This is a genomic window from Comamonas sp. B21-038 (assembly GCF_022387135.1).
Lineage (GTDB): Bacteria > Pseudomonadota > Gammaproteobacteria > Burkholderiales > Burkholderiaceae_C > Comamonas > Comamonas sediminis.
The window spans coordinates 568,590-580,439 of the sequence record NZ_CP092462.1; the positions used below are offsets into that span (position 1 = coordinate 568,590).

At 67.8% G+C, this 11,850-nt stretch carries 9 protein-coding genes and 1 pseudogene; 8 read left to right on the forward strand and 2 right to left on the reverse strand.

The features are described from left to right. Positions 1-3: 3 nt before the first annotated feature. Together MJ205_RS02580 and MJ205_RS02585 are read right to left on the reverse strand one after the other, a co-directional pair. On the reverse strand, positions 4-792 hold the full coding sequence (locus MJ205_RS02580; protein ID WP_239811047.1) for a VOC family protein: 789 nt from the start codon (positions 790-792) through the stop codon (positions 4-6). 37 nt (positions 793-829) lie between these two features. Then, positions 830-1,396: an OsmC family protein gene (locus MJ205_RS02585; protein ID WP_239811048.1), complete on the reverse strand. Its 567-nt coding sequence runs from the start codon at positions 1,394-1,396 to the stop codon at positions 830-832. 365 nt (positions 1,397-1,761) lie between these two features. On the opposite strand from MJ205_RS02585, the gene MJ205_RS02590 reads away from it, so the two are divergent. The 8 genes and pseudogenes from MJ205_RS02590 to MJ205_RS02625 all read left to right on the forward strand — a co-directional run bounded on the left by MJ205_RS02590 (position 1,762) and on the right by MJ205_RS02625 (position 11,737). Beyond that, positions 1,762-3,426 carry a TIGR04028 family ABC transporter substrate-binding protein gene (locus tag MJ205_RS02590; RefSeq protein ID WP_373448800.1) on the forward strand — a complete coding sequence of 555 codons (1,665 nt, stop codon included), beginning with the start codon at positions 1,762-1,764 and terminating at the stop codon, positions 3,424-3,426. A gap of 34 nt (positions 3,427-3,460) precedes the next feature. Then, the gene (locus tag MJ205_RS02595; RefSeq protein WP_239811050.1) at positions 3,461-4,405 is read left to right on the forward strand and encodes an ABC transporter permease; all 945 of its coding nucleotides are present in this window, start codon (positions 3,461-3,463) and stop codon (positions 4,403-4,405) included. A 2-nt stretch (positions 4,406-4,407) separates the two neighbouring features. Next, a complete protein-coding gene (locus MJ205_RS02600; protein WP_409450100.1) occupies positions 4,408-5,367 on the forward strand; it encodes an ABC transporter permease in 960 nt (319 codons plus the stop codon). Beyond that, a complete protein-coding gene (locus tag MJ205_RS02605; protein WP_239811052.1) occupies positions 5,364-7,007 on the forward strand; it encodes a dipeptide ABC transporter ATP-binding protein in 1,644 nt (547 codons plus the stop codon). Before MJ205_RS02600 ends, MJ205_RS02605 begins: the two co-directional genes overlap by 4 nt. Then, positions 6,973-8,049, forward strand: a pseudogene (locus tag MJ205_RS02610) (putative FMN-dependent luciferase-like monooxygenase); the annotation flags it as partial. The gene MJ205_RS02605 and the pseudogene MJ205_RS02610, both read left to right, overlap by 35 nt. A 45-nt stretch (positions 8,050-8,094) precedes the next feature. Next, on the forward strand, positions 8,095-8,763 hold the full coding sequence (locus MJ205_RS02615) for a CMD domain protein (RefSeq protein ID WP_239812643.1): 669 nt from the start codon (positions 8,095-8,097) through the stop codon (positions 8,761-8,763). After that, positions 8,760-9,371, forward strand: a complete 612-nt coding sequence (locus tag MJ205_RS02620; RefSeq protein ID WP_239811053.1) for an alkylhydroperoxidase domain protein — start codon at positions 8,760-8,762, stop codon at positions 9,369-9,371. The genes MJ205_RS02615 and MJ205_RS02620 overlap by 4 nt, the downstream gene beginning before the upstream one ends. A 125-nt stretch (positions 9,372-9,496) precedes the next feature. After that, on the forward strand, positions 9,497-11,737 hold the full coding sequence (locus tag MJ205_RS02625) for a tripartite tricarboxylate transporter substrate-binding protein (RefSeq protein WP_239811054.1): 2,241 nt from the start codon (positions 9,497-9,499) through the stop codon (positions 11,735-11,737). Positions 11,738-11,850 lie beyond the last annotated feature (113 nt).

The following is an 11,850-nucleotide window of genomic DNA, read 5'->3' on the forward strand; positions in this document are numbered from 1 at the left end:
AGCCTAAGCGGTGGCCAGGCTGCTGTCGGCCTTGCTCGTCAGCTCCGCCTTCACAAACGCAATCGGCGCACCATGCGAGAGCTTGGCCGAGGCCTGGTCCCAGGTACCAGCCCCCTGGAGCACAATCGCCAACGGGCCTTCGCCCTTGCTTTGCAACTGCGGCGCCGTCTGCGTCAGCTCCAGCACGCTGTTGCCCAATGCAATGGTGGCGCTGTTGCCGCCGTCGGCGGCGTGGATGTGGGCCTTGTCGCCCAGCAGCGCGCGGTAGCGCTCCAGGCTTTGCAGCAGATCGCTGACGGCCACCGTCAGGCGTGCCACACCGGTGGCACCGTTGGCATGCTGGCGCACTTCGCCCTCAGGTACGCGCAGCTTGCGCGGCGTGATATCCCCGCAGAGGAAGGGCAGGTCATGCGTGTGCGGGCGGCCGGTCTGCCATTGCAGGCGTTCGCCATCGGGGCGCAGCCAGCCGCCATCCAGCGGGCCTTGCAGGTCCAGGCCGCGCGCCTTGGCCGCAGCAATCACCTCGGCGGTGCTGGGGGGCAGCAGCGCAAAGTCGATGATGCCTTCGCCATGCTGGTCCAGCAGCTGCCACCAGCGGTCTTGCGGTGCCGGGCTGCGCCAGGCGATCAGCTCGAAATAGGCGCCATCCTCAAACACCACCAGCGCATTGTGGGTGGGGCGGCCGGGGTGTTCGCCGCCGCGCACGACGGTAAAGCCCAGTGCAGCGTAGTCGTCAATGGTTTTGTCGAGGTCGTGGACCGCGATCACGATATGGTCAAGTGTCAGTGCCATGGGATAGTTCCGTAAAAAAAGGAGGGAGGGACGGGGGTCAGGCCGCCTGCTTGTGCGTCTGGGCCAGCGAATTGCTGTGCTCGACGCTCGCGCGGATGGTCTGCGGCTGGCGCAGCAGGTTCAGGATCGGGCAGGTCCGCTCCACGGCGGCAAACAGCGCATCGATGTCGGCACGCGGCGCGGGCGAATCGATATGCACGGTGTAGGCAATGTCGTGTGGCCAGATGGGCGTGGTCTCGTGGCCGGGCTTGCCGGCGCGCGGGTCGATCACGCCGCTCACCTCCACGTCCAGGCTGGTCAGCGGCACCTGTTGGGCGGCGGCCTGGATCAGAAAGATATGGGTGACGCAGCTGCCCAGCACACCCAGCTGCAGCTCGGGCGAGCTGGGGCCCAGGTTGTAGCCGGCAAAGCTCGGCGGGCTGTCGCTGATGACCTGGTGCTCGCGGATACGGATGCGGCGCACGCCGCTGCGCCCTTCGGCGCTCACGTTGGCGCGCAGCGCCGTGGCCTGGGCGGTGCCGGCATCGATCTGGGCATCGCGCGCCAATACGGCGCCGCGCTTTTCAGCCAGGTAGTCATTCAAGGTAGCAGGGCTTGCACTCATGGAGTCATTGGGAAATGTGCTGCATCGGCGGGAGGTGATGCGTGCCTACGAACGAAAACACGTTCTCAGGCCATTGTTGGCACGCATGCCCCATCCGTGAACTGCGCAGATCGCATGTGCATATGCGGCTGCTGCGCATGTGCTTATACGCAAACCCTCTATGCGGCGCCAGGCCTGGCGGCCGCTTGCTTCCTTGGTTTGCGCATATCGATGCTCTGAAAAATACCTTCTCGCCGGCCGCCGAATGCCTAGCATGACACACCCAGATGGCGGCACTTTCTGCAAGGGTGCCGCTGCCCGGCAGCCGAGGTTGGCGTGCCGGTGCAGGCAAGGTTGCCCGTGGCTAGCGAGGGTGGTGCGTGGTGTTGAAAGCGAATAAATTCAAAAAACTGGCGGTATGGAGCGCGGCAGTGCTGGCGCTGGGCGGGCTGCTGTCGGCCTGCTCCAAGAACGAGAGTGTGGCCGAGGCCAAGGCCGACACGGGTCCGGCCAACGGCGGCGCCCTCGTGTACCTGGAGCAGCAGGCGCATACCAATCTCTACCCGCCAGCCGGTGGCTTCTACCCCAATGGCGGCGTGCTCAACCAGATCACCGACAAGCTCACCTACCAGGACCCCAAGACGCTGGAGATCCAGCCCTGGATTGCCAAGAGCTGGACCATCAACGACAGCGCCACCGAGTTCACATTCGAGCTGCGCCCGGGCGTGACTTTCTCCGATGGCACGCCGCTGGATGCCGCAGCCGTGGCCAAGAACTTTGACACCTACGGGCGCGGCAACAAGGCACTCAAGCTGCCGGTGTCCGAAGTCATCAACAACTACGAGCGCAGTGAGGTGCTGGGCCCGCTGACGGTGAAGTTCTACTTCAGCAAGCCGTCTCCGGGCTTTCTCCAAGGTACCTCGGTGATCGGCTCGGGCCTGGTGGCTTTGCAGACCCTGGAGCGCCCGTTTGATGAGCTGGGCGATGCCACCAAGATCATCGGCTCGGGCCCTTTTGTGGTGGCCAGCGAGACCCTGGGCAAGGAGCTGGTGCTGTCGGCCCGCAAGGACTACAACTGGGGCCCGGCGCAGCTGGCGCACCAGGGCCGCGCGCGCCTGGATGAAGTGCGCTTTATCGTCACCCCGGAGGACAGCGTGCGCATTGGCGCGCTGCTGTCGGGCCAGGCTGGTGTGATCCGCCAGGTGCAGGCCTATGACGAAAAGCGGGTGGAGGAGCAGAAGTTCGTCATCTATGCGCCATCCACGCGGGGGGTGAACAACAGCATTGTTTTCCGGCCCGACAACGCGCTGGTCGCCGATCTGAAGGTGCGCCAGGCGCTGCTGCATGCCACCAATACCCAGGAGGTCGTGCAGACGCTGTTCTCGCACAACTACCCGCAGGCCACCTCGGTGATTGCGTCCAGCGCGCTGGGCTATGTCAACCTGGCCAGCAAGCTGGCCTATGACCCGCAAAAGGCGCAGCAGCTGCTGGAGAGCGCAGGCTGGACACCGGGGCCGGACGGCATCCGCCAAAAGGACGGCCGCGCGCTGGCGCTGGCTGCCTATGACTCGCTGCCCCAGCCGCAGAACAAGGAAACCCTGCAACTGGTGGCCCAGCAGTGGGCCAAGGTAGGGGTCAAGCTGCAGGTGCTCAGCGGTGATGCTGGCGTGCGCATTGTCGACAACCTCGACCCGGAGAAGACGCCAGTCGCCCCCGGCATGGTCGGCCGCGCCGATCCCGATGTGATCAAGAGCAACTACTACCCGACCAACCGCAACGTGCTGCTGCAGCAAGGCGGCGTCAGCCAGAAGGTCAAGGGCTTTGTCGATCCGCAGCTCAACGGTTTGCTGGAAGCGATTGCCGCGCAGACGGACGCCCAGAAGCGCCTGGCGCTGACCGCCGAGGTGCAGAACTACCTGATCGACCAGGCATATGTGATCCCCATTTTTGAAGAGCCGCAGGCCTTCGCCGCTGCACCCTGGGTGCGCGAAGTGGGGTTTGAGGCCGTAGGGCGCCCGAGCTTTTACAGCACCTGGCTGGCCAAGCGCTGAGGCGCAGCCCTGCTGAGCGTCAAGGAGCACCCCGATGTCCTTCTATCCCTATCTGGCCCGGCGCAGTGCCCAGGCGCTGCTGGTGCTGTGGGCGGCGTTCACCGCGTCCTTCGTGCTGCTGCAGCTGCTGCCGGGCGATGCGCTGCTGATCAAGTTCCTCAGCCCCGAGCTGGGCCTGGGCCCGCAGGAGGTGGCTGATATCCGCGCCGCCTATGGCGCAGACCAGCCCGTGTGGCAGCAGTACTGGCACAGCCTGACCGGCTTTGTCAGCGGCAACTTTGGCTACTCGCTGCAGGCCGGCGTGCCGGTCAGCCACGGGCTGGCCACCAGCCTGCCGCCCACCTTGCGGCTGGCCGGCCTGGGCTTTGCGCTGGCCGTTGTGCTGGCTCTGGTGCTGGCGCTGCTGGCCCAGCTGGCACCGTGGCGCTGGCTGCGCGGCGCGCTCTATGCGCTGCCGTCGGTGTTTGTCTCAGTGCCGGTGTTCTGGCTGGGCATTGTGCTGATCCAGCTGGTGTCGTTCCGCCTGGGCTGGATCCCCGTGATCAACCCCGGCAAATGGCAAGGCCTGGTGCTGCCGACGCTGACCTTGGCGATACCGATTGCCGCGCCGCTGGCGCAGATCCTGTTGCGCAATGTGGACGAGGTGCTGACCCAGCCCTTTGTGGCCGTGGCACGTGCCAAGGGCGCGCCGCGCCTGTGGCTGCTGCTGCGCCATGTGGCAGGCAATGCCGCGCTGCCGATGCTGACGATGGCCGGCGTGCTGTTTGGCGAGCTGCTGGGCGGCGCCGTGGTGACCGAGGCCGTCTTTGGGCTCAACGGTCTGGGCAGCCTCACGCAGCAAGCCGTCGGCAACCAGGACAGCGCCGTGCTGCAGGCGGTCGTGGTCATCTCGGCCACCGCCTTTGTGCTGATCAACCTTGCGGTGGACCTGCTCTACCCGCTGTTCGACCCGCGTTTGCGCAACCGTTTGGGAGTTTGACCATGTCTGCAAGCACTTCTTCCACCGCCGGGCTGGGCGCCCTGGCCGCCGAGCCGGGCCTGCTGACCGGGGCCCGAGCCACGGACAGCGCTGCGGTGCAGGCGCCGCAGCAGCGGCTGGCTGCGCCAGGCCTGCCTGCCCTCTTTGCCAAGGCCCTGCAACGCCTGCGTGCCGCACCGCTGGGCCTGCTGCTGGCCTGGGGCGTGCTGGCGCTGGTGGCGCTGTGGGCCATTGCGCCGGGCTGGTTCACCAGCTACAACCCGGTGCTGGGCACGGCCGGCCAGCAGCTGCAGGCGCCCAGCGCCGCCCACTGGCTGGGGACGGACGCGCTGGGCCGTGACAGCTATGCGCGCCTGGTCTACGGCGCCGTCCATTCGCTCAGCGGCGCCTTTGTGGCGGTGAGCGTCGGCCTGGTACTGGGCACCTTGCTGGGCCTGGTTGCCGGCGCAGCAGGCGGCTGGGTGGAAGACGCGGTAATGCGCCTCGTCGACGTGCTGCTGTCGGTGCCCTCGTTGCTGCTGTCGCTGTCGGTGATCATCATCCTGGGCTTTGGCACCGTGAATGCGGCGCTGGCGGTGGGGATTGTCTCGGTCGCTAGCTTTGCGCGCCTGGTGCGCTCGGAAGTGGTGCGGGTGCGCCGCTCTGACTATGTGGAAGCGGCACTGGGCAGTGGCGGGCGCTTTGCGGCCGTGCTCTGGCGCCATGTGCTGCCCAATTCGCTGACCTCGGTGATCGCGCTGGCGGCACTGCAGTTTGGCTCGGCCATTCTGGCGATCTCGACGTTGGGCTTTCTCGGCTATGGTGCGCCGCCGCCGACGCCCGAATGGGGCCTGCTGATTGCCGAAGGCCGCAACTACATCTCCACCGCCTGGTGGCTGACCGCCGCGCCCGGCCTGCTGGTGGCAGCGGTGGTGCTGGCGGCCAACCATATCAGTGCCGATCTGACCCGGAGGCGCGCATGACCGAGGCCGCCATTCCCGTCTTGCAGGTCGAGAACCTGTCGATCGCCTACCACGACGGCCAGGCCGAGCAGCGCACCGTGCACGAGGTCTCGTTCTCCATTGCCGCCGGCGAGGTGCTGGCCCTGGTGGGCGAGTCCGGCTCGGGCAAGACGACGACCGCGCAATCCATCATTGGCCTGCTGGCCGACAACGGCCGGGTACAGGGCGGCAGCATCCGCATCAACGGCACCGACGTGGCGGGCTGGTCGCAGCGCCAGCTGGAGGCACTGCGCGGCAAGGTGGTGAGCCTGATTCCGCAGGATCCGACCACCTCGCTGAACCCGGTGCGCACCGTGGGTGACCAGGTCGGCGAGATGCTGCGCCTGCACGGCTGGCGCGACAAAAAGCAGATTGCCCAGCGTGTGCTGGAGCTGCTGCAAAAAGTGGGGCTTTCGCAGCCCGAGCTGCGCGCACGCCAGTTTCCGCATGAGCTCTCGGGCGGTATGAAGCAGCGCGTGCTGATCGCCATCGCGATTGCACTGCAGCCTGCACTGATCATTGCCGATGAGCCCACCAGCGCGCTCGATGTGACGGTGCAGCGCCGCATTCTGGATCTGATTGACGACCTGCGCCGCGAGTTTGGCACCGCCGTGCTGCTGGTGACGCATGACCTGGGCGTGGCTGCCGACCGCGCCAACCGTCTGGTCGTCCTGCAGGCCGGCCGCATCCAGGAGCAGGGGCCCACGGCCGATGTGCTGCGCAACCCGCAAAGCCGCTACACGCGCCAGCTGCTGGCCGATGCGCCATCGCTGGGTACGGCGCGGGCGCGGGCGCCACGGACGGTGGTGGCAGAGCCAGCGATTGTGGTGCAGGGCCTGGTGCATGACTTTGCAGTGGCGGGCCAGCGCGGCCTGTTCCGCGCGGTCGATGGCATCTCGTTCGAAGTGCCTCGGGGCAGCACGCATGCGATCGTGGGCGAGTCCGGCTCGGGCAAGACCACGACCATCCGCGACGTGGTGGGCTTTGGCAAACCGACGGCGGGCCGCATCACGGTCGAAGGCGTCGATGTGACATCGCTGCGCGGCGAGGCGCTGCGCCAGTTCCGCAAAACGGTGCAGCTGGTCTACCAGAATCCGTTCAGCTCGCTCGATCCGCGCCAGAGCATCTACGCGATCATCGAAGAGCCGCTGCTGAACTTTGAGCGCCTGGCGCCGGCCGAGCGCGAGCGCCGCGTGCATGACATGCTGGCCCGCGTGGGCCTGCCGCCGGCAGTACTGACGCGCCGCCCGCGCGCGCTCTCGGGCGGCCAGCGCCAGCGGGTGGCCATTGCCCGGGCGCTGATCCTGCAGCCGCGTGTGCTGGTGCTGGACGAGGCCGTGTCGGCCCTCGATGTGACCGTGCAGGCGCAGATTCTGGCACTGCTCGACCAGCTGCAGCGCGAGTTGCAGCTGACCTATCTCTTCATCTCGCACGACCTGGCCGTGGTACGCCAGATTGCCGATACCGTCTCGGTGCTGCAGGGCGGCCGCCAGGTCGATGCCGGGCCGGTGGACGAGGTGTTCTCGCGCCCCGGCAGTGCCTATACGCGCGAGCTGATCGCTGCCATTCCCGGACAAAAACACCACCATGAACCAGAGCCCATTCCTGCACTCGCCGCCTAGAAAACGCCTGGGCTTTTTCAGCCGCCTGCTGGACCAGGCCAGCGCTGCCGAGCGCTACCGCCTGGTGACCGAGCAGATCCAGCATGCCGAGGCCCATGGCTTTGACACGGCCTGGGTGGCGCAGCACCACTTTCATGAAGCCGAAGGCGGCCTGCCTGCGCCGCTGGTGTTCCTGAGCCATGTGGCGGCGCGCACGCAGCGCATCCGCCTGGGCACGGGCATCGTGACCCTGCCGATGGAGAACCCGATCCGGGTCGCCGAAGACGCGGTGGTGCTGGATCTGCTGTCCGGTGGCCGCCTGGAGTTTGGCGTGGGCACCGGTGGCACGCCCGAATCCTTTACCGCCTTTGGCCTGCGCAGCGACGACCGCGCCCGCATCTATGCGCAGCACCTGGCGGTGTTGCGCAATGCCTGGGCGGGGCTGCCATTGCCTGGCGGTGATCGCCTCTACCCTGCCGGGCCGCAGCTGTTGCCGCGCATCTGGCAGGCCACGTTCTCCGCCGCCGGGGCCGAGCGCGCCGGCCTGGCCGGTGATGGGCTGATGCTGTCGCGCACCCAGCCGCGCAGCGCCGAGGCGCCGGATGCCAGCCTGGCCGACATCCAGAACCCCTTGATCGACACCTACCTGGCGGCGTTGCCGGCTGGCACGGCGCCGCGCATCCTGGGGTCGCGCACCCTGTTTGTGGCCGAAGACCGCCAGCGTGCGTTGCAGCTGGCCGATGTGGGCCTGCGCCGCAGCCTGGCGCGTGCCGCCGCTGCGAATCCGGGCGGCCCGGCCAGCCAATGGGGGCCGGATGCTCCGCTGGCGCAGCTGCTGGCCGCCTACGACGTGCATGTGGGTACGCCCGATGAGGTGATTGCCTCGCTGCGTGCCGATACCGCGCTGGCGCGGGTGACCGACATCTCCTTCCAAGTGCATTCGATCGACCCGCCGCATGCCGACATCCTGCGCTCGATCGCGCTGACCGCGCAGTATGTGGCGCCGGCGCTGGGCTGGTGGCGCGACGACGCGCCAGTGCCGCCCGCAACCGCCTCTGCCCCCGTGCCGGTGCCGGCACTGGCCCGATTTTTTTGGAGTGATGCACTGATGACTTCTGCATGGAACCCATCGGAGACCGATGATGTGATTGACCAGCTCGCCGGCATACAGCCGGGCAGCCACCTGGATGCCGTGCGCCGCCACCGCCTGCAGGCACGCGCGCAGGCACAGCAAAGCTACCTGGCACTGTTGGCGCCCCGCGCGCCGCTCAGCAGCCAGTGGCCGCTGAACGAGCGTTTGGCAGTGGCCGCCTTTGTGGCCGCTCTGCACCAACAGCCGCAGGTGCAGCGTTTTTACCGCGATGCATTGGCCACCCAGGCGAGCCTGGCGCTGGGCAAAGCCATTGATGGCGAAGCGGCACAGGGCCTGGCCCGTGGGCCCTATGGCCAGTACCCGCAAGGCCCTTTGAGCGCCGAAGACCAGGCCGGCCCGGTCTACGCGGTGGCCGCGCAGAACCGTGCCGTGCTGGGCGAGCGCTTGTCTGCCGGCCTGGCGCATGCGCATCTGCTCGCCTTCCACCCCCGCGATGCCAAGCCCGCGCATCTGCAAGCCTTGCTGGATGCGGGCTGGAGTGCGACCGACATCGTGGTGCTGTCGCAGCTGGTGTCCTTCCTGGCCTTTCAGATCCGCGTGGTGGCGGGGCTGCGCCTGTTGCAGGCCCATCCTGCCCCATCCGCATCCGCCCCACAACCCACCGCCGAGGAGAACGCCGCATGAGCGAGCAAACCTTGCATTACCCGAACAGCACCGAACCCCAGGTCTTCACCCAGGCCCAGCTGGACTGGCTGCCCTGGATTGAACCGCTGCCGGAGGCGGAGCTGACCCCCAGGCATTTTGACGGTCTGGTGGATGCGTCACGCGCCAAGTCGCCGTACTTTCGGCTGCTGGCCCGCGACCCCGACACCCTGGGTGCGCGCACCCGCACCGACAAGGACATCTTCTACAACCCCGAGGGTGGCCTGCCCCGCGCCGAGCGCGAGCTGGCCGCTGCGGCCACCTCCCGGCTCAACGGCTGCATTTACTGCGCCTCGGTGCATGCGCGCTTTGCGTCGCATTTCTCGCGCCGTGAAGAGGATGTGCAAAAGCTGCTGGACCAAGGCGTGCAGGCCGATCTGGGCCCCCGCTGGAACGCGATCGTTGCCGCCTCGGTGGCATTGACCGAGACGCCCCTGGCGCTGGATGCCGGCCATATCGACGGCCTGCGCCAGAACGGGCTGGACGACTATGCGATTGCCGATGCGCTGCAAGGCGCGGCCTTCTTCAACTGGGCCAACCGCCTGATGCTGAGCCTGGGTGAGCCGGCGCTGGAGACTGCGCAGGCCTGAGCCGGCCGAGCTCTGGGCGCCGGCCCGGTGCAACAGCGCGCAGGCCCCAGGGTTTTTCTGGGCGAGGCCGCTGCCGGGCGGGCGCAGAAAAAGCGGATACTTTGGCGCTGTATCCCCTTCGGTCCATGGCCTCCATGCTCCTTCTTCTGCATCTCTCGCAGCGGCTCGCCGCAGCTGCCATCGGCGCCCAACTGGCCGGCCGGGGCCCCGGTATGAAAGCCCTGCAGCTTTTGCGCGCCTGGCTGGCGCTGCTGGCATGCGGCCTCGGCGTGGCCAGCGCCCAGGCTGCGCCGCCTGACTACCAGGAGCTGTATGCCCACCCCGAGCGCGCGATGCCGATGCAGCCGCACTGGCAGCTGCGGCCTGTGTCGTCGTCTGCGCCGCCCTGGGCAGAGATTTTCATGTTCCAGATCGGCGCTGATCCTCGACACATCGATCGCCTGCGCTGGCTGAGCCTGAACCCGGACCCGAACACGGCACTGGCGCCCGCGTTGTTCGATGCGCTGGAGGGGAAGACGCTTTTTCTGGCGCCTTCCGCACGCAGCTTCTGTGATGGCCGCTGGCAGGTGGTGCGGGTGGATTCGCACAACAACTCCAAGGTAAACAACGTGCTGCAGCCCGCTACCAAGGTCTGGCTGGTGCAGCACAAGCCCAATGGCCGGCGAGAAGCAACCACCGCCTATGGGCACCTGGATGCGCAAGGCCATTGGGCCGTGCCACCGGTTACCTGCGATGGCGGCACCACGAACGGGGTGTACTCCCCCGATGCGGTCGCCTACCTGGTGCCGGGTGACGCCCAGCCCTTGCCGTCGGCGCTGCGCTTGGACCTGGTGTATGCGCAGCCGGGCCTGCGCGATGCGGGAGGCCGCTGGCTGGCGCCGGTGCCGCCCCGCGATATCACGACTGCACAGTGGATGGACTACAAAAAGCAGATCGTGACACCGGGCTCGCTGGGCGCTGGTCTGATTGATCCGCAGGGGCGCATGGTGATTCCGTTCACCTTTGGCCAACTGCCCGATGCGACGGCACAGCGCCGCATCCAGCTGTGCAGCAATGCCGGGCTGCGGCTGCAGCGGGATGCCGGCACGCCCCGGGTCTGCCGCTGGCAGCGCCTGCAGCGCAGCCAGGGTGGCGAGGCGCTGCGCCCCGTCCACGATGCTGCCACCGGGCGCTGGGGCTACCAGAATGCGCGGGGCCACTGGGTGATTGCGCCGCAGTTCCACGAGGCGCGCCGGTTTCGCCATGGCTACGCGGTGGTGTCGGCGCTGTTTGCCGAGGACTGGCGGCCGCCCGGCTGGCGGGACGAATGGCCGATGGTCCGGCAGTACTGGCGCATGGGCCGCTACTGGGTGGCCGAGGCGCTGGTGCGCAATCCATCGACCGCCGGCCAGTGGGCCATCCGCTATGGCGTGATGAACGATGCCGGCCAGTGGCTGGCGCCGCAGGCGCAGCTGCCGCTGCAGATCACCGTGCCGTCACCAGCTGGTGGCCGCAATGGCCACTATGCCCGGATGGTGGCCGCCCATTTGCCGCAGCTGCTGGGCCGCCATGTCGAGATCAGGCATGTGCCCGATGCCAGCGTGGCCGACTATGAGCGGCTGGCCGCCGACGGGGGCGACCGGCAACTGCTGTTCACAGCCATGACCCTGCCGCGGGGCGGAATCCCGGGCCTGCACCAAGGGCCTGCCATCGATACCGCGCTGCGATCGCTGCTGCCGGTGACCCTGGTCGCATCGCAGCCCTTGGTGCTGGCCATCGACAGTACGCAGGCCGATGCGCTGGGCATTGGCAACACCGACGACCTGCTGGCCTATGCGCGGGCCCACCCGGGCCGGCTGCGCGTGGGCACCGGGGACGATGGCTGGATCGGCCAGTTGGCACTGGCCGAGCTGCTGGCGCGCGGCGGTGTGGACATGAAGCGCCAGGTCTTCCGCGGCATGTACCCCGACTCCGATGTGGTGACGAAGGCGCATGCGGTGGAGCTGGTGCTGGCGCCCGTCAATGGCGTGGCCACGGCGGTGCGAGGTGGCCAGCTGCGGGTGCTGGGCACCACAGCGGACCCGGACCATCCGCAAAGCCTTGATGGCGTTACCTGGCCCACCTTGGGCGCCCATGCCGCGCTGGCGGGTTTGGCGGTCTACGACCACTACATCCTCTGGGCAGCGGCCCACTCCGACCCTGCTGCCAACCGCGAACTGCAGCAGGCCGTGGCCCAGGTGCTGGCCCGGCCCGAGGTCCAGCAGCAGCTGCAGGATGTGCAGGCCGTCGGCGGTGGCGGCCCGCCCGAGAGCCTGCTGGCGCTGGAGGCGCAGATGCGCGAGCAATGGCTGCGCTGCTGTGGGAAGCACCTGCGCTCGGTCAAATAAGCCTATAAGGCAGTTGCGTTAGACTGCAGCATCCTCGCGCGGGGCCTGCCCGCGCTTCCACCATGACTTTTTGCCGGTCCGGCAACTGACCATGCGACGGATGCTTTCCATGC

What these genes read in the sequence shown, in the direction of transcription:
- MJ205_RS02580 (WP_239811047.1), bottom strand. Translation starts at nt 792, where the DNA reads ATGGCACTGACACTTGACCATATCGTGATCGCGGTCCACGACCTCGAC.
- MJ205_RS02585 (WP_239811048.1), bottom strand. Translation starts at nt 1,396, where the DNA reads ATGAGTGCAAGCCCTGCTACCTTGAATGACTACCTGGCTGAAAAGCGC.
- MJ205_RS02595 (WP_239811050.1), top strand. Translation starts at nt 3,461, where the DNA reads ATGTCCTTCTATCCCTATCTGGCCCGGCGCAGTGCCCAGGCGCTGCTG.
- MJ205_RS02600 (WP_409450100.1), top strand. Translation starts at nt 4,408, where the DNA reads ATGTCTGCAAGCACTTCTTCCACCGCCGGGCTGGGCGCCCTGGCCGCC.
- MJ205_RS02605 (WP_239811052.1), top strand. Translation starts at nt 5,364, where the DNA reads ATGACCGAGGCCGCCATTCCCGTCTTGCAGGTCGAGAACCTGTCGATC.
- MJ205_RS02615 (WP_239812643.1), top strand. Translation starts at nt 8,095, where the DNA reads ATGACTTCTGCATGGAACCCATCGGAGACCGATGATGTGATTGACCAG.
- MJ205_RS02620 (WP_239811053.1), top strand. Translation starts at nt 8,760, where the DNA reads ATGAGCGAGCAAACCTTGCATTACCCGAACAGCACCGAACCCCAGGTC.
- MJ205_RS02625 (WP_239811054.1), top strand. Translation starts at nt 9,497, where the DNA reads ATGGCCTCCATGCTCCTTCTTCTGCATCTCTCGCAGCGGCTCGCCGCA.